Consider the following 24,753-nt stretch of genomic DNA (forward strand, 5'->3'; position numbering starts at 1 on the left):
CCCAGTCGCCCGTAGCGGCTGTGCACCCGACGTGGAGCCGTCCATGACCACACCACGGGACCTGTTGATCACCACCTTGGGGATGGCGTCCGGCGACCTTCCGGGACAGGGGGATCTGTCGCTCGCGCTCGCCGGAGCCGAGCTGATCGACCTCCTGAACGCGGGGGTCGCGACGCTGGAGGACGACCGCGTCGTGCCGGGTGAGACCGTGCCGGGTGAGGACGGGGCGATCAGTGACCGTCTGTTGAACGAGGCGTCGTCCGCGCTCACCCGGCAGGCACCGTACGAGACGGTCGAGGACTGGCTGTGGCGCAGAGGCGGCGGTCTGGCGGCCGAGTACCTCGCGGCTCTCAGGTCCGAGGGGCTGATCACCCAGCGGCGCCGCTCACGGTGGATCCCCTTCGGGACCAGCCGCCTTGTGCTGACCGTTTCCCCCGCCCGCCGCTCGGCACTCGACCGCTGGACATCGAACGAGCCGGTCCTCGCCTCGCTCGGTACGGCCCTCCGTATACGAGACGAGCCCGAAGGCCCTCCGGGTGCGGCCGACGAGCCGACGGCGGCGGTCCTGGCCGCCGTCCACAACGCGCTGAGGGACCTGGAAGCCGAACGGCAGCGGCGCTCCATCGAGCAGGCGGCCTTCGACAACATCTGGCGAGGCGAATGACACCGTCTGTCCGCCGAGGCCAATGACGCCACCTCTGCGGAGAGAGCGGAAGACCCCGACCGTGGGGGGGGGCGGGCCGGGGTCTTCAATGTGCTCCGGGGGCTCAGCCATGTGGGGGGTGAACCGGCGTGGCGGTTCCTGGTGGCGACCCGGCACAAGTGCGCCTGCCCGGCTTCGTTGGTTGTACTCCTGCCAATCCGAAAACGTCCGACAGGGGCGCGAGGGTCCGCCCATCTCACCCCACATGAGGCGATGTCGGACCACGTCGTAGCAGGTCGGAATGGCGATGCGAATCGGAACGCGACTCGGAATGCGAAGGGGCGGTCAGACGCGGGGGAAGCGGGCCTGGACATCCCAGATCATCGGGTTGTCCATCAGCCCCTCGTGCATGTCACCGAGATCGGCCAGCAGATCGTTCAGGAAGTCGCGCGCCTCGCGGCGCAGCAGCCGGTGCCCGAAGGTGAGCGGGGCCTCGTCGGCCGGCATCCAGTCGGCGGTCACGTCCACCCAGCCGAACCGCCGCTCGAAGAGCAGGCGGTCGGTCGATTCGGTGAAGTCCAGCTCGGCGTACTGGCGGTGGGCCGACCGGTTGCCGCGCGGGTCGCGGTCCAGCTGCTCCACGATGTCGCACAGCGCCCAGGCGAAGTCGAGCACCGGTACCCATCCCCAGCCGGTGGACACCTCACGGTCGGCCTTGGTGTCGGCCAGATACACGTCCCCGCAGAAGAGATCGTGCCGCAGGGTCCGGACGTCGGCGTTGCGGTAGTCGGTCTGCGGAGGATCGGGGAAGCGACGGGAGAGGGAGTAGCCGATGTCAAGCACGCACCCGATGGTGTCACGGCGCCGCGCTGCCCCGGCGCGGTGGGGAGCACGGCGCCATGGTGAGCACGGCGCCACGGTGAGCACAGTGCCGTCGAGAGCACGGCGCCGCAGTGACACCGCGCCGCGCGGACGAGTTTCCGCCCGCCGGGGAGCGGGGCGGGCGCGGCCTACGATCACCGCGTGCACCAGGACCAGAGCCCGCGCCGGCAGCAGCGCCCACCCGCGCGGCGCCCGCACCGCACCGCCGCCGCCCCCCGCACCGCCACCCCCCTCGCCGCCGCCCTTCTGATCCTCGCCCCCGTCCTCGGCGGCCTCACGGCCTGCGAGGGACAGAGCGAGCCGGCCGGCCCGTCCGGTCCCGCCACTCCGGGCGCCGCCGGCCTCGGTGACCCGTACTTCCCCGAGCTCGGCAACGGCGGTTACGACGTCACGCACTACGGCCTGACCCTCGACTACACCCCCACCACCGGCCGCCTCGACGCCACCGCCCGGATCACCGCCCGTGCCGGGCAACGGCTCAGCTCGTTCAACCTCGACCTCGCCGGGCTGACCGTCGGCCGCGTGACCGTCGACGGCGAGCCGGCCCGGGTACGGCGCGCCGACGCGGAGCTGACGCTGGTGCCGCACACGGCCATCGGGCGCGGTGCCACTTTCCATACGGTCGTCCGCTACTCCGGTGTCCCGCGGACCATGCTCGACGGCGACGGGGTACGGGAGGGCTGGCTGCGTTCGGGGAAGCGTTCCGTCGCGCTGGGCGAGCCGAGGGGTTCGATGGCCTGGTTCCCCGGCAACCATCATCCGAGCGACAAGGCGGCGTACGACATCAAGGTCACCGTGCCGAAGGGCCAACAGGCCATCTCCAACGGCGAGTTGACAAGGGAGCGGACGGCCGGCGGCCGTACCGCCTTCAGTTGGCACTGTGCCGAACCGATGGCGAGCTATCTCGCGACGGTCGCCGTCGGCCCGTACCGGACCAAGACCTTCCGCTCGCGCACGTCGAGCCGGGCCGGCATCCAGATCCACACCGCCGTCGATCCGGCCGTGGCCGACGCGGGCGAGAGTCTGCGCAAGCGGATTCCGGCGGTCATCGAGTGGGGCGAGAAGACCTTCGGCCCCTATCCGTTCTCCTCCGCCGGCGTGATCATCGGGCGTCCCGAGGACGCCGACTACAACCTGGAGACCCAGAACAGGCCGTTCCTGCCCGGCCCCAACGGGGTCGAGATCCTTGTCCACGAGCTGGCCCACCAGTGGTTCGGCAACTCCGTGACCCCCAAGTCCTGGCGGGACATGTGGCTCAACGAGGGCTTCGCGGAATACGCGGAGTGGCTCTGGGCCGAGTCCATGAACGAGGTCCCGGCGAAGACCAGCTTCAACCGGGCGTACGACGACCCGGAGAACTGGGGCTTCCCGCCGGCCAGGCCGCCGAACGCCGCCCAGCTCTTGGGGCGGCCGGTCTACGGGCGCGGCGCGATGGTGCTGCATCAGCTCCGGCGGGCGGTCGGCGACGACGAGTTCTTCGCGCTCGTACGCGGCTGGGCGCGGACGTACCGGCACGGCAACGCGTCCACCGCCGACTTCACCGCCTTCGCCCAGAAGCGGACGGACCGCGATCTGACGGCTCTCTGGGACACCTGGCTGTACGGCTCCGAGAAACCGCCGCGACCGGGCGACTGACGCGCTGCGGACCGCTCCGGCCGCTGCCGCACGCCAAAGGCACGCGAAAGACAACGCCAAGACAGGCCAAGACAGGCCAAAGGCCCCCGGCCGCAGCCGGAGGCCCTTCGCACTCACACGGCCGGCGAACCCACTCGGTCACCGGCCGGGACGTCGGTGACTCAGAGGTTGACGCCGAAGTCCGTGGCGATGCCCGACAGGCCGGAGGCGTAACCCTGGCCGACCGCGCGGAACTTCCACTCGGCCCCGTTGCGGTACAGCTCACCGAAGACCATCGCGGTCTCGGTGGCGGCGTCCTCGCTCAGGTCGTAGCGCGCGATCTCGGCGCCACCCGCCTGGTTGACGATGCGGATGTACGCGTTGCGGACCTGGCCGAAGTTCTGGCTGCGGGTCTCCGCGTCGTAGATCGAGACGGGGAAGACGATCTTGTCGACGTCGGCGGGCAGACCCGCCAGGTTGACGTTGATCGCCTCGTCGTCGCCCGCGCCCTCGCCGGTGCGGTTGTCACCGGTGTGGACGATGGTCTGGTCCGGCGTCGACTTGTTGTTGAAGAAGACGAAGTGACCGTCGGAGACGACCTTCCCGGTGGGGTTGACCGCGATCGCCGAGGCGTCGAGGTCGAAGTCCGTACCGGTGGTGGAGCGGACGTCCCAGCCGAGGCCGACCGTGACGGCTGTCAGGCCCGGTGCCTCCTTGGTCAGCGAGACGTTGCCGCCCTTGGACAGGCTTACAGCCATGGGGATGGTCCCTTTCGTTGTCTACGAACTCTGGTGCGGGCTTCGATCGGCTCCGAAGCTACCGTCACCCCGCATAACGCAGACAGAGGACTCAGAGGTTCCTTAACGCCTTTGATTTGTCTGTGCGGACACGGGACCATGGACACATGTCCGGTTCCCCGCACGTCATCCGCGGCTCCGTCTCGCTTCCCGAGGCCGAGCTCATGTGGCGTTTCTCGCGCTCGTCGGGACCGGGCGGGCAGCACGTCAACACCAGCGACTCGCAGGTGGAGCTGCGCTTCGACCTCGGTAAGACGGAGGCGCTGCCTCAGGTGTGGAAGGAGCGGGCGCTGGAGCGGCTCGCGAGCCGACTGGTGGGCGGCGTCGTGACCGTACGGGCGTCCGAACACCGTTCGCAGTGGCGCAACCGTGAGACGGCCATGGTCCGGATGGCCTCGCTCCTCGCGGAGGCGACGGCACCGCCGCCCCGGCCGCGCCGGGCCACGAAGATCCCGCGCGGCATCAACGAGCGCAGGCTGCGCCAGAAGAAGCAGCGCGCGGAGACGAAGCGCGGGCGCAACGGCCGGGATTGGTCCTAGGTCCTGTCCCCGGCCACACCCGCAGCCGAAGTAGCCCCCGCCCTCAGCGGCAGTTCCCGCTCAGCTCTTCCCCAACTGCCGGTATTTCCCCCGGAAGTACGTCAGCGGCCCCGCGTCCCCGGTCCCGCCCGGCACCGACGCCGTCAGCACCCGCCCCACCACCAGCGTGTGGTCGCCGGTCACGATCCGCTGTTCCGTACGGCACTCCAGCACCGTCAGCGCCCCGTCGATCAGCGGCGCCCCGCTCACCTCGCCACGTCGGTAGGAGATGTCCTCGAAGAGCAGCCGGTCACTGATCCGGCCCTTCATGGAGAAGCGGCCCGCGATCTGCACCTGCTTCTCGGAGAGCATCGACGCCGCCCACATCGGCTGCTCGTCCAGCAGGTCGTCCATCCGGGAGCCGGTGCGCAGGCTCACCACCACCAGAGGTGGGTCCAGGGACACGGACATGAAGGCCGTGGCCGTCATCCCCGCGTCCGCGCCGTTCGGGCCGTCGTCCGGGTCGTACGCGGTGACCAGCACCACCCCGGCGGCCAGCCGGGAGAGCGCGGCACGGAACTCGTCATTACTCACTTCCTCAGGATGGGGGACGGCCTCGGTAGGGACGGCCTCGGTACCGGGGGCGGTTGTCTTCTGCAGCACGTCGTCCACGCTAGCCCCGGCGGTGGCATACCCGCATCGGGCCACAGGACCAGCCAGGACCTAGGTCCCGGCCGGATCCGGCACCGCGTCGGCGGGCTTCGCCGCGACCGCGCGCCGTCGTGTGGACCCTCGATGCGCCCCCTTCGTGCGCCCCTGACCCGCCCCCGTACCGCCCCCGCCTCATCCCCGCTCCCGCCCCCGCCGTACGTCCTCCGACCTCGATATTTGCGTTCATGAAACCTCTGGAGCGCTCCCACGCTCCCACCCAACTCTCCTGCCTCTCATGTGACTTGGCTCACAGGGCCCAGGAATTGTTGACCCTGTGTACCGACTGCACAGCTCGCTGTGATTCAGTGGCCGGGATACCGCATCAAGCGAGCCGATGAGAATTCTGGAGTTGCTGTCGAGGTCTCGGGGAGAGCGAACGATGGAGACCGAGTCGGAGCCGTACGTCCGCCTTGCGACCCTGCGGCAGCTGCACGACGTTGTCGGCGAGCTCAACACCGCGCGCAGCCTGGCCGACACCTTGCAGACGGTTGCCGACGGCATAGTCAAGGGTCTGGGCTACGAGCTGGCCTGCGTCAATCTCGTACAGCCCGACGGTGACCTGGTCGTCGCGGCCTTCTCCGGCAACGCATCCGCCGAAGCGCTGATCACCGGCCGCGTCGGCGCGCGCGCCTCCTGGGAACGCCGGCTCAGCATGGGCGAGAGCTGGGGCGAGCTGCGGTACATCCCCCACACCGAGGGCTGGATCCTGCTGGAGGACGACGTTCCCCAGTGGTACACCGAGGGACCCGATCCGCGCTTCGAGGACGAGTGGCACCCCCAGGACCGCCTCTACGCGCCGATGTACGCCTCTGGGGGCGGACGTGAGCTCCTCGGGGTCATATCCGTCGACCGGCCGCGCGGCGGACGCCGTCCGGGCCCCTGGGGCCGTGAGGCGCTCCAGATGTACGCCTCCCAGGCCGCCATTGCGATAAGCAACGCCCGCCTCAGAGCAAACATGCAGCGCGCGCTGGTCCGGCTTGAGCGTGAGCAGCAGGCGCTGCGCGCCAGCGAGGAGTCCTTCCGGCAGGCCTTCGAGTACGCGCCCAGCGGTATGGCCATCGCCGAGATGGGCGGGGACCAGCACGGCAGGCTGCTGCGGACGAACGACGCGCTCTGCCGGCTGCTCGGCCGCTCCGCCTCCGCGATCCGCCGCTACTCCTTCTCCGACCTCGTCCACCCCGAGGACATCGGCACCCTGCTCCGTACCTCCGCCGAGGGCGGGCGCGCCGAACTGCGCCTCGCGCGGCGGGACAACACCTATGTGTGGGTGTCGCTGCGCAACTCCGTCGTCGCCGACACCACCGACGGCCCCCGCTTCCTCCTCACCCATGTCGAGGACATCGAGGAGCGCAAGCGCAACGAGCTCCAGCTCGCGCACCGCGCCTCGCACGACTCCCTGACCGGGCTGCCCAACAGCGCCGAGCTGCGCGCCCGCCTCAGCGCGCGTCTCTGTGAGCGGCCCAACGCGATCTCGGTGCGGGAGACGGCCGTACAGACCGTTGACAAGGCGTTCGGCGGTTACGACGCCGCGTACGACCCCAACGCGGGCAACGGCAACGGCGGCTACGACGAGGCCTCTTACGGAGGCGTCGTCCCGTACGGCTCCGGTCCCGCGGCCTACAACGGCACCAGCGGCGCCTCCTACGCGCCCGTGCCCGCCGCCGGCTACGGCCAGCCCCCGGCCGGCGCCGGCTACGAAGGCTATGAGCCGTACGAGGCCTACGAACCGTACGAGCCCTATGAGCCGTACGGTGCGGACCCATCCGGCGAGCGCTCCTTCCACGGAGACGGCTTCGACCGGTCCTCCGGAGTCGCGCCGCTCGACCACCACGTGCACACCGTCGCGCCGGGCGCCGACCCCGACGACGGCAGCAAGGGTCTCGCCGTCCTCTTCTGCGACCTGGACGGTTTCAAGTCGATCAATGACCGTTTCGGCCATAACACCGGCGACGCCGTCCTCATCGAAGTCGCCCGCAGGCTGAACACGGGGGTGCGGGACGGCGACACCGTCGCGCGCCTCGGCGGTGACGAGTTCGTCGTCCTGGCCGACGGCCTTGGGGCGACGGACGCCGCTGACCTGGCGGTTCGGCTGCGGAACGCGATCATCCCGCCGATCAGGGTGGACGGCAGGGCGGTCCGCGTGGGCGCCAGCTTCGGTATCGGCTGGGCGAGTTGCGGCATGACGGTCGAGGAAGTGCTCAAATCCGCTGACCAGCGGATGTACATCGAGAAGCGCTCGCGGAGCAAGGTCCACCGCCGGGCGGGATAACGTCGGCGGTGTGCCGGGGCCCGCCGTGTCCTATCTCTCTGTACGGCGGATCACCGCTGTCCACCGATGTCCCCGGAAGTTCATCGTGGGAACGGGCAACCGCCCACTCCCGTCAAGGCCCGTCCGTATGCTTGCCCAATCGAGGTAGGCTCGGCCGGTCGGCGACGCTGGCGAGATGGTAAGGAGTGACCCAGGGATGACGGCCGGGAACAACGGCGCGAGTACACCCGAGGACGACGATCCGTTCGGCTATCTGTACGAGGACGGACAGACGGCGGCGAACGGTGCGCAGGCCCGGCGCGGCGGCTACGGCTACCCCGGTCCCGCCTCCCAGCCAGGTGTGCCGAGAACGTCGTACAACCAGGTCAGGACGGTCGGCGAGCGCCAGTACGGCCAGGTCCCGCAGCAGGGTCCCTACGGACAGCAGCCTCAGTACGGAGGACCGCAGCAGGGCCAGCAGCCGTACGGCCAGCAGGCGCCGAACGGCCAGGCACCGTACGGTCAGTCCCCCTACGGCCAGGCACCCGACGCGCACTACGCGGCGCCCGAGACCGGCGGTGCCCAGACCCGTACGGTTCCCGCCCAGCGCGGTGGCGGCCGGGGCAGCGGCGGCGGGCCCAACACGAAGGGCCTGCTCATCGGCGCGGTCGCCGTGGTGGCGGTCGTCGTGATCGGAATCACGGCGGCGCTGCTCACCAACGGCGATGACGACAGCAAGAACGCCGACGGCGGTCCGACGGACGGGCCGACCACGGGCGAGTCCGCGGCTCCCAGCGAGGAACCCGGCAACCAGGACCCCGATGAGGACAAGTCGGTCGAGCTGCCGAAGCAGGACGCGGCGACGCTCAAGCTCGGGGCGCCGGCGGTGCTGGCGAAGGACATCCCCGGTGCGAAGGGCGCGGACGGTGCGTATGTGACGTTCAACGGGCCCGGCGGGTCCGCCAGTTGGACGGTCGACCTGCCCGAGGCCGGTCAGTACACGCTCTTCATCACGTACGGCGTGCCGGGCAAGGACGCCAAGACGTCGCTCACGATCAACGACGAGAAGCCCCGCTCGGTGAACATGTCCAACTTCGCCAAGGCGAAGGAGGGCGACTGGGAGAAGGGCTGGACCACCACCTACGCCTACGTCAACCTCGACAAGGGCAGCAACACGCTGAAGCTCTCGTGCGAGGCGGGCGACAAGTGCGAGGCCATCCTCGACCAGGTCTCGCTGGAGCAGGGCCAGTCGAAGGGCTGAGCCCCGCGCCGGTGAGCCCGCGCCCCGGCGGCGCCCCGGCTCATCCGGCGATCACCTTCAGGAACGCCGCCACCGTCCCGGTCATCGCCTCGCGAGCCGGGACGAGGTATTTCCGGGGGTCGACCGTGCTCGGGTCGGCCTCCAGGAAGGCGCGGACCGCGCCCGTGAAGGCCGTGTTCAGCGCCGTACCGACGTTGATCTTGACCATGCCCGCCGCGACCGCCCGCCGGATCTCCGCGTCGGGGACGCCCGACGAGCCGTGCAGCACCAGCGGTACGGGGACGGCCCGGCGCAGCGCGCCGATCAGGTCGTGGTCCAGGGCCGCCGTGCGGTCGGTCATCGCGTGCGAGGAGCCGACAGCGACGGCCAGCGCGTCGACGCCCGTGGCGCGTACGTACGCGGCGGCCTCGGCCGGGTCCGTACGGACGCCGGGCGCGTGGGCGCCAAGCGCGGGCTCGCCGTCCTTGCCACCGACCTTGCCCAGCTCCGCCTCGACCCAGATGCCGCGCGCGTGGCCCCAGGCGACCGCCTCCGCCGTGGCGGCGACGTTCTCGTCGTAGGCCAGTCTCGACGCGTCGAACATCACCGAGCCGAAGCCCTCGCCGTCGGCCGCGCGCAGCAGCTCCGCCGATTCGACGTGGTCGAGGTGGAGCGCGAGCGGGGCGTCCGAGGCGCGCGCGACGGCGGCGGTGGCGGCGGCGACGGCCGTCAGCCGGCCGCCGTGGAACTTCACCGCGTTCTCGGAGATCTGGAGGATCGCTGGGCGGCCCGCGCGTTCGGCGCCGGCGGCGATGGCCTCGGCGTGCTCCAGCGTGATGACGTTGAACGCGGCGATGCCGTACGGGCGTTGGCCCGCTCCGGCGGGCGAAGCCGTACCGGCCGCGGCTGCCGAGACGAGTTCAGCGGTGCTGACGAGTGGCATGCGGCCCCTGTCCCGGCTGCTCGGACTGCTCGGTCACTTCGGTCACTTCGACCTGTCGCAACAGGTCCGCGTACGCCTCCCGGTCGAACTCGCCCGCCGCCGGTGCGAGGACCGTCGCCGTCGACAGCGCGACCGCCCTTGTGAGCCGCTCGGGCCACGGCAGCTCCTCCACCAGACCCGACAGCAGCCCCGCCACCACCGAGTCGCCCGCGCCCGTCGGGTTGCCCCGCACGGTCCTCGGCGGCGTCGCCCGCCACGCGCCGTCCGCCGTCGCGGCGAACATCCCGGCGGCCCCGAGCGAGGCGATCACGGCCCGGCCGCCGCGCCTGCGCGCGTCACGGGTCGCGCGGACCGGCTCGCGCGAGCCGGTGAGCTGCGCGAGTTCGTCGGCGTTGGGCTTCACGAGGTCGGGGCGGGCGGCGATGCCCCGGCGCAGCGGTTCGCCGCTGGTGTCGAGCAGGACGGGCCGCCCGGCCGCCCGCGCGGCGCGGACCAGTTCGGCGTACGCGCCGACGTGGATGCCGGGCGGCAGGCTGCCGCAGAGCGCCACGGCGTCGGCGCGGGCGACGAGCCCTTCGTAGGAGGCGAGGAACGCGGCCCACTCGGCGGGTGTGACGGTCGGGCCGGGCTCGTTCAGCTGCGTCGTGTCGCCGGTCGCCTCGTCCACGACGGCGATGGTGCGGCGTGTGGTGCCCTCGATGGCCACGAGAGCGTCGGTCGGGCCGTCGGCGGCGAGCAGTTCGCGCACCGCGTCCCCCGTCCGGCCGCCGGCGAATCCGGTCACGACGGTCTCGTGGCCGAGCGCCGACAGCACACGGGCGACGTTGACGCCCTTGCCGCCGGGCCGCTCGGAGACCTCGGCGACGCGGTTGGTGGTGTGCGGGGTCAGTGCGGGGGTCCGGTAGGTGATGTCGAGGGCGGTGTTGAGGGTGACGGTGAGGATCATGCGCCTTGCCCTCCCTCCGGGATACGTCGGGGGAGCGGGCCCGCCTGCCCGCTCCGTTCCGGACCTGATCATGCCAAACGCGAAGCGTCCGGAGGAGGGGCCGCCCCCGAACACTCGCGCGAGCTCCCGACGAGACGCACGGCGCACCGGCCCTGGACCTGGAAAGTCCCGTCCGGCCCGCGCGCCCGCTGCGGAGCGGCCGATGACTCGCCGGCACGCGCGCTCTCTTTCCGGGCACCCCCTAGCCCAGCTGGGGCTTGACCACCCATTCGCCCCGGCGCAGCACCCCGGCGACCGTGAAGTCGCCGTCCAGGATCACCAGGTCGGCGTCCTTGCCCGGTTCCAGTGAGCCCACCCGGTCGTACACGCCCAGCAGCTTCGCCGGGTTCGCGGAGATCGCGCGCACGATGTCGGCGACCGGCAGCCGGTCGACCGTCACCGCGCGTCTGAACGCCGTGTCCAGGGTGAGCGTCGAGCCCGCGATCGACCCGCCCACGGCGAGCCGCGCGACGCCGTCCTTGACCTCGACCTCCAGCGGGCCGAGCTGGTAGACCCCGTCGCCGAAACCGGCCGCGTCCATCGCGTCCGTGATGAAGGCGACCCGGTCCGCGCCCGCCCGGTGGAACGCCAGCTCCAGCGCCGCCGGATGCAGATGCGTGCCGTCGTTGATCAGCTCGACGGTGATCCGCTCGTCCTCCATCAGCGCGGCGATCGGTCCCGGCGCGCGGTGGCCGAGCGGCGGCATCGCGTTGAACAGGTGCGTCGCGACGGTCGCGCCCGCCTCGATGGCCTCGACGGTCTGCTCGTACGTCGCGTCCGTGTGCCCGATCGCGGCGATCACGCCGTGCTCGGCCAGCAGCCGTACGGAGTCGATGCCGCCCGGCAGTTCGGTGGCGAGGGTCACCATCCTGGCCGTGCCGCGGGACGCGTCGAGGAGCTTGCGCACCTCGGCCGGGTCGGGGTCGCGCAGCAGCTCCTCGCTGTGCGCGCCCTTGCGGCACGGCGAGATGAACGGGCCCTCGAAGTGGATACCGGCGAGGTCGCCCTGCTCGACCAGTTCGGAGAGGAATCCGGCGCGCTGGGCCAGGAAGTCCATCTCGCCGGTGACCGTGGAGGCGACGAGCGTGGTGGTGCCGTGTTCCTGGTGCGTACGCACGCCCTTGAGGACTGCGTCCGCGTCGCCCGAGGTGAAGGACGCGCCGCCGCCGCCGTGGTTGTGCATGTCGACGAAGCCGGGCACCACCCAATGACCGCGCAGATCGAGCGCCCCGGCGTCTCCTTCTACGGAGCCCGCCCCGCTCACGGAGCCCGTCGGTCCCGCCTCGGTGATCCGTCCGCCCTCGACTCTCACCCGTCCGTTCTCCACCACCCCGGTCGGCAGCACCACCCGGGCGCCGGCGAGAACAGTGCTTTCGGCGCGTGCGGCCATCAGGCGGATACCTCCGTGGAGAGTAGATCCCAGGCGAGCAGGCCCGCGCCCAGGCATCCGGCGGTGTCCCCGAGGGCCGCCGGGACGATCTCGGGCAGCTTCTGGAACGTGACCCGCTCCTCGACCGCGGCCCTCAGGGGTGTGAACAACGTTTCCCCGGCCTCGGCGAGACCGCCACCGATGATCAGCCTTCGGGGGTCGAGCAGGGTGAGCGCGGTGACCAGCCCGGCGGCGAGCGCGTCGACCGCGTCCGCCCAGACCGCCACGGCCCTCGGGTCGCCGGAGGCCACCGCCTTCGCGCAGTCGGCCGCGTCCGCCTCGGGATCGCCGCTGGCCGCGGCCCATGCCCGGGTCACGGCCGCCGCCGACGCGATGGTCTCCATGCAGCCGGTCTGCCCGCAGCCGCACACGGGTCCGTCGGGCCGGACCACGACATGCCCGATCTCACCCGCGTAGCCGTGCGCGCCGGCCTCGATGGTGCCGTCGATGCCGATGGCGCCCGCGATACCGGTGCCGAGCGGTACGAAGAAGAACCGGTCCGCGCCCCTGCCCGCGCCGATCCGCCCCTCGGCGAGCCCGCCGGTGCGTACGTCGTGCCCGAGGGCGACCGGTACGCCGCCGAGGCGCGCGCAGAGCAGATCCCGCAGCGGTACGTCACGCCAGCCGAGGTTCGCCGCGTACACAGCTGTGCCGCGCTCGGCGTCGACGATGCCCGGTACCGCGACCCCGGAGGCGACCGCGCTCTCGCCGAAGTGCTCGATGCCATGGGCGCGCAGATCCGCCGCGAAGCCGAGGATGGACTCGACGATCGCGTCGGGGCCGCGCTCCCTGCCGGTGGCCCGGCGCGCCTCGTACAGCAGCGCGCCGTCCGTCCCGACCAGGGCGGCCTTCATTCCGGTGCCGCCCACATCCAGGGCGATGACGTGTCTCACAAGCGCATTCTCGCGCGAAAACCCGGGAAAGGTCTAGTCCACTGTGGTGGATTGTTGCCAGTCCATACAAAGCCTTCATCAAACCCTTCTGGCAAAGAAGTTGCCGAAGCGATACAAGGCCGGCGTAGACCTCCGGCAGCGCATCGTGGAAAATCGCAGCTCGTCAACGCAGGACGTCACGGGGGACCGACTGGGTGGGAAACGCCGTGCAGACGGCCGAGCGAAAACAAGGGTGGGAAAAGGCTGTGCAGCAGCGCTTCCTCAAGACTTCCGCGGCGATAGCCGCACTGGGCATGACAATGGCGCTGAGCGGCTGCGGCAGCTCCGGCGGATCAGGTGACATCACCCTGAAAGTCGTCGCGGCGGACTACGGCAACAGCCCCGCCAACAGCTCGGAGAAGTACTGGAACAGCCTGGCCAAGGAGTTCGAGGCCGACAACCCGGGCATCAAGGTCGACATCGATGTCCGTTCCTGGAAGACCGTCGACGCCGATGTGGCGAAGATGGTCAGGGAGGGCGAGGCCCCCGACATCGCGCAGATCGGCGCCTACGCCGACTACGTGAAGAAGGAAGAGCTCTACAGCGCGGACGAGCTGCTCTCCATCCCCACCCAGGCGAACTTCCTCTCCCGCTTCGCCGACGCCGGAAAGGTCGAACAGACCCAGTACGGAATGCCGTTCGTCGCCAGCACCCGGCTGCTCTTCTACAACAAGGGCCTCTTCGCGGAGGCCGGTCTCTCGGCGCCGCAGAACTGGGCCGACATCAAGTCGGACGCCGAGGCGCTCAAGGAGCAGGGCGTACCGACCCCGTTCGCCCTCCCGCTCGGCGCCGAGGAGGCACAGGCCGAGACCATGATGTGGATGCTCAGCGGTGGCGGCGGCTACACGGACACGGTCGACGACTCGTACGCGCTCGACTCCGAGCCGAACATCAAGACCTTCGAATGGCTCCGGACGGAGTTGGTCGGCAAGGGCCTCACCGGTCCCGTACCGCCCGGTGAACTGGACCGCGCCGACGCCTTCAAGGCGTTCACCAGCGGCAAGGTCGGCATGCTCAACGGGCACCCGACGATGATGCAGGAGGCCGAGAAGGCCGGCGTCCAGGTCGGGATGGTGCCGCTGCCGGGCGCCACCGGCAAGTCCAAGTCCACGATGGGTGTCGCCGACTGGATCATGGCCTTCAAGCAGGCCGGGCACCGTAAAGAGGCCGGCAGATTCCTCGACTTCACCTTCGAGGACAAGAACGTGATGGACTTCGTCGGGCAGTACGACCTCCTGCCCGTCACCTACAGCGCGTCCGAGACGATGGTGGCGGACAGCGAGCACAAGGAGCTGCGGAAGTTCCTGGAGGCGCTGCCCACCTCGGAGCTGTATCCGTTCGGCAAGACGTCGTGGGCGGGTGTCAGCGAGGACATCAAGAAGAACATCGGCAAGGCGGTGCAGCCCGGCGCGGTGCCCTCCGAGATCCTGGCGAGGATCGGCCGGGACGCGACCACGGCGGAGAAGTCCGAGTAGCGTGTCAGCCCTATGACCGCGCCTACTCCCCAGCCGCAGCCGCAGCCCCAGCCGCAGCCGCAGCCCGAGCCCGAACTGACCGAGCGGGACCGGGCGGTCCTCGCCGTGGAGGCCCGCTCGTGGCCCGGCCCCGGCGCCAAGGAGCGCGACATCCGGGAGCGGCTGGGCATCTCGCCGACCCGCTACTACCAGCTGCTGGGCGTGCTCATCGACGATCCGCTGGCCCTCGCTCACGACCCGGTGACCGTCAACCGCCTGCGCCGGATCAGGGACGCCCGCCGCGCCCGCCGCTGAGCGGTGTCTTTCGCCGCCCCCGGCGGCCCCGCGCGGATAGGCTCGGAGCATGGGCAGCCACTCGCACCCCCTGCCGACCCCCGTCACCTCCGCCGGCGCCGAAGGCCTGGCCGCGCTTCTCGCCCGGCCCGGGAAAGCCGTCGTCGCGCTCGACTTCGACGGCACGCTCGCCGACATCGTCCCCGACCCCGAGAGCGCCCGCGCCCACCCCGGCGCGGTCCCCGCGCTCGTCGCCCTCGCCCCGCACGTCGCCTCCGTCGCGGTGATCACCGGCCGCCCGGCCGCTGTCGCGGTGCGGTACGGCGGCTTCGCCGGCGTACCGGGCCTGGAACACCTCGTGGTCCTCGGCCACTACGGCGCCGAGCGCTGGGACGCGGTCAGCGGCACCGTGACCGCTCCGCCGCCGCACCCCGGGGTCGCAGCCGCCCGTGACGAACTCCCGGGGCTCCTCGAACAGTTCGCGTCCTGGAGCGGTACGTGGATCGAGGAGAAGGGCCAGGCGGTCGCCGTCCACACCCGCAGGGCCGCCGACCCGCAAGGGGCCTTCGACGCCCTGCGCGGACCCCTCGCAGACCTGGCGGCCCGGCACGGCCTGGTGCTCGAACCGGGCCGCATGGTCCTGGAGTTGCGCCCGCCCGGCGTGGACAAGGGCGTGGCCCTTCAGGAGTACGTCCGCGAGGTCGGCGCCGAGACGGTCGTCTACGGCGGTGACGACCTGGGCGACCTCCCGGCCTTCGCCGCGGTCAACGCCCTGCGCGCACAGGGCCGTCCGGGTCTGCTGCTGTGCAGCGGTACGGGGGACGTCCCCGAACTCGCCGGGCAGGCCGACCTGGTGCTGCCGGGCCCTGGCGCGCTGGTCGGTTTCCTCGCGTCGGTGGCGGCCCGCCTCTGACGGGCGGTAGCCGCCCCCGAGCGCGCTCAGCCGCTCACCAGCGCGTCCAGCTGGTCCAGGAACCACCGCTGCGGCGGCAGTGCCGTCGCAGCGGCGGCCAGGCGCTTCGTGCGTGCCGTGCGGTCGTCGTCGTCCATCGTCAGGGCCTCGTGCAGCGCCGCCGCCGTGGCCGTCACGTCGTACGGGTTCACCACCAGCGCGTCCTCGCCCAGCTCCTCGTACGCGCCCGCCTCCCGCGACAGCACCAGCGCGCAGCCGTTCTCGGAGACGACCGGGATCTCCTTCGCGACCAGGTTCATGCCGTCGCGGATCGGGTTGACCAGCGCCACGTCCGCCAGGCGGTACGCGGCGAGCGAGCGCGCGAAGTCGTCCTTGACGTGCAGCACCACCGGTGTCCAACCGGGCGTCCCGAACTCGGAGTTGATCTCGTCGGCCACTTCCTGGACCCGCGCCGTGTAGTCGCGGTAGACCGCGAGGTCCTGCCGGGACGGATAGGCGAACGCCACGTGCGTGACCCGCTCGCGCCACTCCGGCCGGTCGGTCAGCAGCTGCCGGTACGCGAGCAGGCCGCGCACGATGTTCTTCGACAGCTCCGTGCGGTCCACGCGCACGATCGTCCTGCGGGGCGCGTCGGCGGTCCCGCCGATCTGCTCGCGGAGCTCGGCGAGGCGCTCGTCCACGTCGGGCCGGTTCGCGCGCTCGCGCAGGAAGTCCGCGTCGGCGCCCAGACCGTGCACGCCGATCCGTGTCTTGCCCGTACCGCCCAGCAGCTCCGTACAGCACGCGGTGAACGCGTCGGCCCAGCGGTGGGTCAGGAACGCGGCGCGGTCCGCGCCGAGGATGCCGCGCAGCAGCTGGCGCGCGACGTCGTCGGGCAGCAGCCGGAAGTAGTCCACCGGCGCCCACGGCGTGTGCGAGAAGTGCCCGATCCGCAGGTCGGGGCGGAGCGCCCGCAGCATGCCGGGCACCAGGGCCAGGTGGTAGTCCTGGATCAGGACGGCCGCGCCGTCGCCCGCCTCGTCGGCCAGGGCCTCCGCGAACGCGCGGTTGTACGCCTCGTACGACGCCCACTGCGCCCGGAACCCGCTGCCGAAGGCCGGCTCCAGCGGTGTCTGGAAGAGCAGGTGGTGGACGAACCAGAGCGTGGAGTTCGCGACGCCGTTGTACGCGTCCGCGTACACCTCCGGCGGGATCCCGAGCATCCTGACGCGCTGTCCGCCCGTGTCGGCGGTGTCCAGCCGGCCGCCGGTGCGCCGGACCGCCTCGCGGTCGCCGTCGCCGAGGGCCGCGCAGACCCACACGGCGTTCGTGTCGGGGCCGATGGCCGAGAGGCCGGAGACAAGGCCTCCGCCGCCGCGCCCGGCGGTCAGGGCGCCGTCCTCACCGAGCTTGTACGAGACGGGACCGCGATTGGACGCGACAAGGACCTGGGCGGGCGGCTCGGGGACCATCTCGGAGACCATGTGGCGAAACCTAGCCCTTCGCGGAAACGCTCAAACGTACGGTTTCAGGTCGGCGTGGATCAGCCACGGCCCCTGCCCCTCCCATGGACTGCCGCCAGCGCCACCACCCCCGCGCCGACGAGGGCGAGGGCCATGCCACCCAACAACCAGAGTTGTTCAGAGGTCAGGGCCGAAACGGCCATCGCGCTCATCGCGGTCGTCGCGGTCGTCGCGGGCATCGCGCTCATCACAGTCATCGACATACCGGGCAATATAGGCAAATCGATACTTAGATCATACGAACCGAACGGCTAGGCCGCGCGGCGCGCCGCGTACTCCGCGATCTCCCGCATCGGCGGCCGCTCCTCGGTGTCCACCGCGTACGTACGCGCCTCGAAGCCCCCCTCGCCCCGCTCGAACTGCGTCAGCTCCGGCCGCACCAGATGCCCCCGCGACAGCCGCAGCTGCGCCGTCCGGTAGATCGCCGCCGCCATCCGCCCCAGCGCCTGCCCGTCCTGGTGCCGGTGCCTGCGCACCCCGACGTCGACCTGGCCGAGCGCGTCGAGCCCCACCGTGTGCAGCGCGTCCACCAGCAGCCCCAGTTCCACCCCGTACCCCACGGGGAACGGCAGCCGCTCCAGCAGCGAGCGCCGTACCGCGTACTCACCGCCCAGCGGCTGCACGAAGCCCGCCAGCAGCGGCCAGTGCAGATTCAGCAGCGGACGCGCCACCAGCTCCGTCACCCGGCCGCCCTGCCCCGGCTCGTCGCCGAGCGGGCGGTCGTACATCGCCTTCACGAACTGCACGTCCGGATCGGTGAGCAGCGGCCCCACCGTCCCCGACACGAACCGCGCCGAGAAATCCCTCAGATCCGCGTCCACGAAACAGACGATGTCGCCGCTCGTCACCAGCAGCGAGCGCCACAGCACCTCGCCCTTGCCGGGCACGGCCGGCAGCCTCGGCAGTATGTCGTCCCGGTGCACCACGCGAGCCCCGGCCGCCGCCGCGAACTCTCCCGTACGGTCGGTCGAGCCCGAGTCGATCACGACCAGTTCGTCGACGAGCGGCGCCGGGCCCGCCATCAGTTCACGCCGGATCACCGACACGATCGGGCCGACCGTCGCCTCCTCGTTCAGGGCCGGGAGCACCACGCTGACCCGCGCTCCCTGCTTGGCGGTGGCCAGCCGGTCGACCGGCCGCTCTGCCGCAGGCCAGGACCGCCGGGCCAGCCAGCGCTCCACTTCTCGCAGCACGTGATCTCCATCTCGCGGATCGGACGAGGGTCTCAACCGTCCAGGGGTTCGGTTACAGTCTTGAACAACGCGAATGACCGTCGCATGTCGGGGGTCAGGACGCCGATAATCGAATACCGCTCATCCAGAGGGGCAGAGGGAACGGCCCGTTGAAGCCCCGGCAACCCTCCCGCCGACCGCGAGGTCACGGTGGGGAAGGTGCCAATTCCGTCTCGCGGCGAGATGCGTCGCGAGGAAGATGAGGAAAGGGCCTCGCCTTCATGGCTGTGCAGACCGTCCAGCAGAACACTTCCGGCACTGTCGACCTCGGACCCGCCGCCGCCCTCTCGTGCCGCGAATGCGGGGAGCGCTTCGAGCTCGGCCCGATCTTCGCCTGTCAGAGCTGTTTCGGCCCCCTCGAAGTAGCCTACGACCTGCCGACGGGCGACCCCGAAGACCTGAAGAAGCGAATCGCCGCGGGTCCCGACAACATCTGGCGCTACGCGCCGCTGCTGCCCGTCCCCGCCGACGTCGCGTCGAAGCCGAACATCAACCCCGGCTTCACCAAGCTCGTCAAGGCCGACAACCTCGCCCGTGAGCTGGGTGTCACCGGCGGCCTGTACGTGAAGGACGACTCCGGGAACCCGACGCACTCCTTCAAGGACCGCGTCGTCGCCATCGCCGTCGAGGCCGCCCGCGCCTTCGGCTTCACCACGCTCTCCTGCTCCTCCACCGGCAACCTCGCCGGCGCCGTCGGCGCCGCCGCGGCCCGTGCCGGCCTCCGCTCCTGTGTCTTCATCCCGCACGACCTGGAGCAGGGCAAGGTCGTCATGGCCGCGATCTACGGCGGCGAACTCGTCGGTATCGAGGGCAACTACGACGACGTCAACCGCTTCTGCTCCGAGCTCATCGGGGACCCGCTGGGCGAGGGCTGGGGCTTCGTCAACGTCAACCTCCGCCCGTACTACGGCGAGGGCTCCAAGACCCTCGCGTACGAGATCTGCGAGCAGCTCGGCTGGGAGCTGCCCGACCAGCTCGTCATCCCCGTCGCGTCCGGCTCGCAGCTGACGAAGATCGACAAGGGGCTCAAGGAGCTGATCGCGCTCGGCCTGGTCGAGGAGAAGCCGTACAAGATCTTCGGCGCGCAGGCCGAGGGCTGTTCTCCGGTCTCGGTCGCCTTCAAGGCGGGCCACGATGTCGTACGGCCGCAGAAGCCGAACACCATCGCCAAGTCACTGGCGATCGGCAACCCGGCCGACGGCCCGTACGTCCTGGACATCGCCCGCCGCACGGGCGGCGCCGTCGAGGACGTGAACGACGAGCAGGTCGTGGACGCGATCAAGCTGCTCGCGCGCACCGAGGGGATCTTCGCCGAGACGGCGGGCGGGGTGACCGTGGGCGTGACGCGCAAGCTCATCGAGACGGGGCTGCTCGACCCGGCGCTCACGACGGTCGTACTGAACACGGGTGACGGGCTCAAGACGCTGGACGCCGTCGCGCCGACGACGGGGCCGACCGCGACGATTCCGCCGAGCCTCGACGCGTTCCGCGCCGCCGGCCTGGCGCGTTCGAGCCGTTGAGCCCCTCAAGAAGCCGCTACTCCCCGGAAGGCAGAAACCGATGAGCGTGAACGTCCGTATCCCCACCATCCTCCGTACGTACACCGGCGGAAAGGCCGAGGTTCCGGCCGAGGGCACGACCCTCTCCCAGGTCATCGAGTCCCTGGAGTCGAACCACCCGGGCATCGCCGCCCGTGTCCTGGACGACCAGGGCAAGCTCCGGCGATTCGTCAACGTGTACGTGAACGACGACGACGTCCGCTTCGAGCAGGGCCTGGAGACCGCCACCCCGGACGGCGTGGGGATCTCGATCATCCCGGCGGTCGCCGGCGGCTGAGCGACGGGCCGGACAGCGGCACCCGGCCGAACGGCAGCGCCCGGCCGAACGGCACGCACAGTGAACGGTGTTGCCCCCTCCGCGAGAGAAGTGGAGGGGGCAATTCCATGAGGTTGAACGCGATAGAGTTGGGGTAGCCCCGCCGCCGCCGGTGTCGCGACCGTGCCCCGTGCATATGAGTTCGCGACAAGATGCGGTCAAAGTGTGGACGCTGTTTGCGCGGTTCCTTGCGCTTTGCCCGGCCCGACTTGCCCCTGGTAGCCCGGCATTTCACCTCTTTGCGTGTTGTGGCATGCCCATAATTCTCGTCCGATTGACCTGTTGCAGAGGGCAGTTGGGCAGATACATTCAGCCGCGGTCGACGCGTTCCGGCGCGAAGTGCGGTCCCGCGCAGGGGCCAGTAATAGGGGAGTTGGGCATGGCTCAGGGCACCGTCAAGTGGTTCAACGCGGAGAAGGGCTACGGCTTCATCGCGGTCGACGGTGGTGCGGATGTTTTCGTCCACTACAGCGCGATCCAGATGGACGGTTACCGCACCCTTGAAGAAGGTCAGCGAGTTGAGTTCGAGATCTCGCAGGGCCAGAAGGGTCCGCAGGCGGACATGGTCAAGCTCGCCGTCTGATTCCGGCGCGATCGGCCAACGACGCACTCACACACGAGGGGCTCGCATCCCAAGAGGGGATGCGGGCCCCTCGTGCGTGCGCGGTCCGCGCGCGGGGCTGTGCGCGCGGGGTCAGGGGGTGCGCCGCTCGGGAGTCGCTTGCACTCAAGGGGGTCGAGTGCTAATCATTGGCGTTAGCACTCTGCAGGTGAGAGTGACAACTTATGGACCGGGTCAGCGAGGCCCGAGAGCCTGTGGGGCAAGGAACCGCAAGGCTCTTCGGCCGTCCGTCGCGGGCGCGGACACGGTCCGGAGCAATCCACCCCCTGTCCGGGAGGACCACTTCACATGGCCAAGATCATCGCGTTCGACGAGGAGGCACGGCGCGGTCTCGAGCGCGGGATGAACCAGCTCGCCGACGCCGTCAAGGTAACCCTTGGCCCCAAGGGCCGAAACGTCGTCCTCGAGAAGAAGTGGGGCGCCCCCACGATCACCAACGATGGTGTTTCCATCGCCAAGGAGATCGAGCTCGAGGACCCGTACGAGAAGATCGGCGCCGAGCTGGTCAAGGAAGTCGCCAAGAAGACGGACGACGTCGCCGGTGACGGTACGACCACCGCGACCGTCCTGGCCCAGGCCCTGGTCCGCGAGGGCCTGCGCAACGTGGCCGCCGGCGCCAACCCGATGGCCCTCAAGCGCGGTATCGAGAAGGCCATCGAGGCCGTCTCCGGTGCCCTCCTTGAGCAGGCCAAGGACGTGGAGACCAAGGAGCAGATCGCTTCGACGGCCTCCATCTCCGCCGCCGACACCCAGATCGGCGAGCTCATCGCCGAGGCGATGGACAAGGTCGGCAAGGAAGGCGTCATCACCGTCGAGGAGTCGCAGACCTTCGGTCTTGAGCTTGAGCTCACCGAGGGCATGCGCTTCGACAAGGGCTACATCTCGGCGTACTTCGCCACCGACATGGAGCGTATGGAGGCGTCGCTCGACGACCCGTACATCCTGATCGTCAACTCCAAGATCGGCAACGTCAAGGACGTCCTGCCGCTCCTGGAGAAGGTCATCCAGTCGGGCAAGCCGCTGCTGATCATCGCCGAGGACGTCGAGGGCGAGGCGCTGTCCACGCTCGTCGTCAACAAGATCAAGGGCACCTTCAAGTCCGTCGCCGTCAAGGCCCCGGGCTTCGGTGACCGCCGCAAGGCGATGCTGAACGACATCGCCATCCTCACCGGCGGCACGGTCATCTCCGAGGAGGTCGGCCTCAAGCTGGAGAACGCCGGTCTCGACCTGTTGGGCCGCGCCCGCAAGGTCGTCATCACCAAGGACGAGACCACCATCGTCGACGGTGCCGGTGACAGCGAGCAGGTCGCCGGCCGCGTGAACCAGATCCGTGCCGAGATCGAGAACTCGGACTCGGACTACGACCGCGAGAAGCTCCAGGAGCGTCTCGCGAAGCTGGCCGGCGGCGTGGCCGTCATCAAGGCCGGCGCCGCGACCGAGGTCGAGCTCAAGGAGCGCAAGCACCGCATCGAGGACGCGGTGCGCAACGCCAAGGCCGCCGTCGAGGAGGGCATCGTCGCCGGTGGTGGCGTGGCTCTGCTCCAGGCTTCCTCGGTGTTCGAGAAGCTGGAGCTCGAAGGCGACGAGGCGACGGGCGCCGCTGCCGTCAAGCTCGCGCTGGAGGCCCCGCTCAAGCAGATCGCGGTCAACGCGGGTCTTGAGGGTGGCGTCATCGTCGAGAAGGTCCGCAACCTCAAGATCGGTCACGGCCTGAACGCCGCGACCGGCGAGTACGTCGACATGATCGCCGAAGGCATCATCGACCCCGCGAAGGTCACGCGTTCCGCCCTGCAGAACGCGGCGTCCATCGCGGCGCTGTTCCTCACCACCGAGGCCGTCATCGCCGACAAGCCGGAGAAGGCCGCCGCCGGCGGCGCGCCGGGCGGCATGCCGGGCGGTGACATGGACTTCTGATCCTGACGGATCGGCGGTTCATGGCGTAGCGGTACGCGCTTCCCGTACGTGCTTGTACGGACCGAGGGCGGCACTCCCTGGAAAGGGGGGTGCCGCCCTCGGGCGTTCGGCGGGCTCAGCAGCGGGCTGATCGGCCGCAGCGCACTCCGCGCGTTCAGCGCCGGAGCTCGCGGTTGAAGACCGCGCGGGACCAGAAGTAGCCGAGCAGGGCGAGGCCGGTGCACCAGGCGAGCGCGATCCAGCCGTCGTTGCCGATCCCGGTGCCGAAGAACAGACCGCGCAGGGTCTCGTTGATCGGGGTGAAGGGCTGGTACTCGGCGAACCAGCGCAGGGCGGTCGGCATGGACTCCGGCGGGACGACCGCGCTGCCGAGGAAGGGCAGGAAGGTCAGCGGCAGCGGGGCGTTGCTCGCGGACTCGACGGTCTTGGCGCCCATGCCCATCGCGGCGGACAGCCAGGCCATGCCGAAGGCCAGGAAGAGCAGCAGGCCCATGGCGGCCACCCACTCGACGGCCGAGGCGTCGGGCCGGAAGCCGATCGCGAGGGAGACGCCGGTGATCAGGAAGAGCACCGCGGCGACCTGGAGGACACTGCCGAAGACATGGCCGGTGAGGATGGCACCCCGGGAGATCGACATCGTACGGAAGCGGTTGACGATCCCTTCGGTCATGTCGGTGCAGACGGAGACGGCCGTCGCGACGGCCCCGGAGGTCGCCGACATCAGGATGATGCCGGGTACCAGGTAGTTGATGTAGTCGCCGCGGTCGCCGCCCCCGCCGATACCGGCGCCGAGGGCGCCGCCGAAGACGTACACGAACAGCAGCAGCATCAGCAGCGGCATCACGAGGATCGAGATGGTCATCGAGGGGTAGCGCCGCATGTGCTTGATGTTGCGGCGCAGCATCGTCATGGAGTCGCGCATCGCGTACGAGCGGGCGGACCTGGCGGTCTTCGCGGACTTGGCCGGGGTGAGGGTGGCGGTGCTCATCGGTTCGACTCCTTGCGGGCGGCGGGGACGGTGTCGGCGTTCTGGTGGCCGGTCAGGGTGAGGAAGACGTCGTCGAGGTCGGGGGTGTGCACGGTGAGCGACTCGGCCCGGACCCCGGTGCTGTCGAGGATGTCGAGCAGGGCGCGGAGATTGGCGATCGAGCCGTTGCTGGGGATCTGGAGGGAGAGCGACTCGTCGTCGCGGGTGGCGACGCCGAAGGCGGAGGCCGCGGTGGCGAGGTTGGTCTCGTCGGCGAACTGGAGGCGGACATGGCCGCCCGGGATCAGCCGCTTCAGCTCCTCCGACGTGCCCTCGGCGACGAGCTTGCCGTGGTCCAGCACCGCGATGCGGTCGGCGAGTTGATCGGCCTCGTCCAGATACTGCGTGGTGAGGAAGATGGTCACGCCCTGGTCCGCGACCAGGTTCCGGATGAGCTCCCACATGACGCGGCGGCTGCGCGGGTCGAGGCCGGTGGTCGGCTCGTCGAGGAAGATGACGCGCGGCCGGCCGACCAGGGTCATCGCGAGGTCGAGCTTGCGGCGCATACCGCCGGAGAAGGTCGCGACGTTCTTGCGGGCCGCCTCGGTCAGCTCGAACCGCTCCAGGAGTTCGGCGGCGCGGCGGCGGCCCTCGGCGCGGCTCAAGTGGTGCAGGTCGGCCATCAGGAGCAGGTTCTCCTCGGCGGTCAGCAGGCCGTCGACGGCGGCGAACTGGCCGGTGACGCCGATCTGGCCGCGTACGGAGTCGGCGTCGGCGGCCACGTCGTGGCCGCCGACCCGCGCCTCGCCCGAGTCGGCGGTGATCAGCGTCGAGAGGATTTCCACGGTGGTGGTCTTGCCCGCCCCGTTGGGGCCGAGGAGGGCGAAGACCGTGCCTTCGGGGATCCGCAGGTCGATGCCGTCGAGCACGACCTTGTCGCCGTACGACTTGCGCAGGCCGAGCGCGGAGATGGCGGCTGCGCGGGTGGGGCCGGCCGCTGTGGTCGGGGTGTTCATGGGAGCGGGCCCTTCTATTGAG

The 24,753-nt window shown here is 70.5% G+C and carries 24 protein-coding genes and 1 riboswitch; of the genes, 12 read left to right on the plus strand and 12 right to left on the minus strand.

Annotated features, from left to right (window positions below):
- The first annotated feature begins 43 nt into the window (after nucleotides 1-43).
- Complete coding sequence (locus tag OIE74_RS21430; RefSeq protein WP_329386085.1) at nucleotides 44-664, plus strand: GOLPH3/VPS74 family protein; 621 nt, start codon at nucleotides 44-46, stop codon at nucleotides 662-664.
- Nucleotides 665-988: 324 nt separating this feature from the next.
- Here the strand turns inward: OIE74_RS21430 and OIE74_RS21435 are convergent, their stop codons facing one another.
- A complete protein-coding gene (locus OIE74_RS21435) occupies nucleotides 989-1,486 on the minus strand; it encodes a hypothetical protein (RefSeq protein WP_329386087.1) in 498 nt (165 codons plus the stop codon).
- Between the two features lie 180 nt (nucleotides 1,487-1,666).
- Here OIE74_RS21435 and OIE74_RS21440 point away from each other — a divergent pair, with 180 nt between their 5' ends.
- Complete coding sequence (locus OIE74_RS21440) at nucleotides 1,667-3,160, plus strand: M1 family metallopeptidase (protein ID WP_329386089.1); 1,494 nt, start codon at nucleotides 1,667-1,669, stop codon at nucleotides 3,158-3,160.
- Nucleotides 3,161-3,321: 161 nt separating this feature from the next.
- Here the strand turns inward: OIE74_RS21440 and OIE74_RS21445 are convergent, their stop codons facing one another.
- Nucleotides 3,322-3,897: a TerD family protein gene (locus tag OIE74_RS21445; protein ID WP_329386091.1), complete on the minus strand. Its 576-nt coding sequence runs from the start codon at nucleotides 3,895-3,897 to the stop codon at nucleotides 3,322-3,324.
- Nucleotides 3,898-4,043: 146 nt separating this feature from the next.
- Here OIE74_RS21445 and arfB point away from each other — a divergent pair, with 146 nt between their 5' ends.
- The gene (gene arfB, locus OIE74_RS21450) at nucleotides 4,044-4,475 is read left to right on the plus strand and encodes an alternative ribosome rescue aminoacyl-tRNA hydrolase ArfB (protein ID WP_329386093.1); all 432 of its coding nucleotides are present in this window, start codon (nucleotides 4,044-4,046) and stop codon (nucleotides 4,473-4,475) included.
- 60 nt (nucleotides 4,476-4,535) lie between these two features.
- On the opposite strand, the gene OIE74_RS21455 is transcribed toward arfB, so the two are convergent.
- Nucleotides 4,536-5,117, minus strand: coding sequence for a flavin reductase family protein (locus OIE74_RS21455; protein WP_329386095.1), 582 nt, complete (start codon nucleotides 5,115-5,117; stop codon nucleotides 4,536-4,538).
- 427 nt (nucleotides 5,118-5,544) lie between these two features.
- Between OIE74_RS21455 and cdgB the strand changes: the two genes are divergently transcribed.
- Complete coding sequence (cdgB, locus tag OIE74_RS21460) at nucleotides 5,545-7,434, plus strand: diguanylate cyclase CdgB (RefSeq protein WP_329386097.1); 1,890 nt, start codon at nucleotides 5,545-5,547, stop codon at nucleotides 7,432-7,434.
- A gap of 196 nt (nucleotides 7,435-7,630) precedes the next feature.
- Complete coding sequence (locus OIE74_RS21465; protein ID WP_329386099.1) at nucleotides 7,631-8,674, plus strand: carbohydrate-binding protein; 1,044 nt, start codon at nucleotides 7,631-7,633, stop codon at nucleotides 8,672-8,674.
- Between the two features lie 40 nt (nucleotides 8,675-8,714).
- On the opposite strand, the gene OIE74_RS21470 is transcribed toward OIE74_RS21465, so the two are convergent.
- The 4 genes from OIE74_RS21470 to OIE74_RS21485 form a co-directional block, all read right to left on the minus strand.
- Complete coding sequence (locus tag OIE74_RS21470) at nucleotides 8,715-9,596, minus strand: class II fructose-bisphosphate aldolase (RefSeq protein WP_329386101.1); 882 nt, start codon at nucleotides 9,594-9,596, stop codon at nucleotides 8,715-8,717.
- A complete protein-coding gene (locus OIE74_RS21475) occupies nucleotides 9,574-10,542 on the minus strand; it encodes a 1-phosphofructokinase family hexose kinase (RefSeq protein ID WP_329386103.1) in 969 nt (322 codons plus the stop codon). Before OIE74_RS21475 ends, OIE74_RS21470 begins: the two co-directional genes overlap by 23 nt.
- A gap of 241 nt (nucleotides 10,543-10,783) precedes the next feature.
- A complete protein-coding gene (gene nagA / locus OIE74_RS21480; RefSeq protein WP_329386105.1) occupies nucleotides 10,784-11,971 on the minus strand; it encodes an N-acetylglucosamine-6-phosphate deacetylase in 1,188 nt (395 codons plus the stop codon).
- Complete coding sequence (locus tag OIE74_RS21485; RefSeq protein ID WP_443076371.1) at nucleotides 11,971-12,864, minus strand: ROK family protein; 894 nt, start codon at nucleotides 12,862-12,864, stop codon at nucleotides 11,971-11,973. Before OIE74_RS21485 ends, nagA begins: the two co-directional genes overlap by 1 nt.
- Before the next feature lie 332 nt (nucleotides 12,865-13,196).
- Here OIE74_RS21485 and OIE74_RS21490 point away from each other — a divergent pair, with 332 nt between their 5' ends.
- The 3 genes from OIE74_RS21490 to otsB are packed head-to-tail and all read left to right on the plus strand — an operon-like array spanning nucleotide 13,197 to nucleotide 15,603.
- Nucleotides 13,197-14,417, plus strand: coding sequence for an extracellular solute-binding protein (locus OIE74_RS21490; RefSeq protein ID WP_329392378.1), 1,221 nt, complete (start codon nucleotides 13,197-13,199; stop codon nucleotides 14,415-14,417).
- Between the two features lie 12 nt (nucleotides 14,418-14,429).
- Complete coding sequence (locus OIE74_RS21495) at nucleotides 14,430-14,711, plus strand: DUF3263 domain-containing protein (protein ID WP_329386109.1); 282 nt, start codon at nucleotides 14,430-14,432, stop codon at nucleotides 14,709-14,711.
- Nucleotides 14,712-14,760: 49 nt separating this feature from the next.
- A complete protein-coding gene (otsB, locus tag OIE74_RS21500) occupies nucleotides 14,761-15,603 on the plus strand; it encodes a trehalose-phosphatase (RefSeq protein WP_329386111.1) in 843 nt (280 codons plus the stop codon).
- A 26-nt stretch (nucleotides 15,604-15,629) separates the two neighbouring features.
- On the opposite strand, the gene OIE74_RS21505 is transcribed toward otsB, so the two are convergent.
- From OIE74_RS21505 to OIE74_RS21515, 3 genes are read right to left on the minus strand one after another with little or no spacing between them, the layout of a single operon-like run.
- On the minus strand, nucleotides 15,630-17,066 hold the full coding sequence (locus tag OIE74_RS21505; RefSeq protein WP_329386113.1) for an alpha,alpha-trehalose-phosphate synthase (UDP-forming): 1,437 nt from the start codon (nucleotides 17,064-17,066) through the stop codon (nucleotides 15,630-15,632).
- 59 nt (nucleotides 17,067-17,125) lie between these two features.
- Nucleotides 17,126-17,308 (minus strand): hypothetical protein, encoded by a 183-nt coding sequence (locus OIE74_RS21510; protein WP_329386115.1) that lies wholly within the window; start codon nucleotides 17,306-17,308, stop codon nucleotides 17,126-17,128.
- Between the two features lie 48 nt (nucleotides 17,309-17,356).
- Complete coding sequence (locus OIE74_RS21515; RefSeq protein WP_329386117.1) at nucleotides 17,357-18,298, minus strand: glucosyl-3-phosphoglycerate synthase; 942 nt, start codon at nucleotides 18,296-18,298, stop codon at nucleotides 17,357-17,359.
- Between the two features lie 117 nt (nucleotides 18,299-18,415).
- A riboswitch (SAM riboswitch) is annotated at nucleotides 18,416-18,543 on the plus strand.
- A gap of 15 nt (nucleotides 18,544-18,558) precedes the next feature.
- Between OIE74_RS21515 and thrC the strand changes: the two genes are divergently transcribed.
- From thrC to groL, 4 genes are all read left to right on the plus strand, one after another.
- A complete protein-coding gene (thrC, locus tag OIE74_RS21520) occupies nucleotides 18,559-19,857 on the plus strand; it encodes a threonine synthase (RefSeq protein WP_329386119.1) in 1,299 nt (432 codons plus the stop codon).
- A gap of 40 nt (nucleotides 19,858-19,897) precedes the next feature.
- Nucleotides 19,898-20,173 carry a MoaD/ThiS family protein gene (locus OIE74_RS21525; RefSeq protein ID WP_329386121.1) on the plus strand — a complete coding sequence of 92 codons (276 nt, stop codon included), beginning with the start codon at nucleotides 19,898-19,900 and terminating at the stop codon, nucleotides 20,171-20,173.
- A gap of 418 nt (nucleotides 20,174-20,591) precedes the next feature.
- Nucleotides 20,592-20,795: a cold-shock protein gene (locus OIE74_RS21530; RefSeq protein ID WP_005315736.1), complete on the plus strand. Its 204-nt coding sequence runs from the start codon at nucleotides 20,592-20,594 to the stop codon at nucleotides 20,793-20,795.
- A 327-nt stretch (nucleotides 20,796-21,122) separates the two neighbouring features.
- Nucleotides 21,123-22,748: a chaperonin GroEL gene (gene groL, locus OIE74_RS21535; protein WP_189110057.1), complete on the plus strand. Its 1,626-nt coding sequence runs from the start codon at nucleotides 21,123-21,125 to the stop codon at nucleotides 22,746-22,748.
- A 154-nt stretch (nucleotides 22,749-22,902) separates the two neighbouring features.
- Here the strand turns inward: groL and OIE74_RS21540 are convergent, their stop codons facing one another.
- Complete coding sequence (locus tag OIE74_RS21540) at nucleotides 22,903-23,736, minus strand: ABC transporter permease (RefSeq protein ID WP_329386124.1); 834 nt, start codon at nucleotides 23,734-23,736, stop codon at nucleotides 22,903-22,905.
- Nucleotides 23,733-24,731, minus strand: coding sequence for an ATP-binding cassette domain-containing protein (locus OIE74_RS21545; protein WP_329386127.1), 999 nt, complete (start codon nucleotides 24,729-24,731; stop codon nucleotides 23,733-23,735). Before OIE74_RS21545 ends, OIE74_RS21540 begins: the two co-directional genes overlap by 4 nt.
- Nucleotides 24,732-24,753: the final 22 nt, after the last annotated feature.

It is taken from the genome of Streptomyces sp. NBC_01716, assembly GCF_036248275.1.
In the GTDB taxonomy this organism is placed as follows: Bacteria; Actinomycetota; Actinomycetes; order Streptomycetales; family Streptomycetaceae; genus Streptomyces.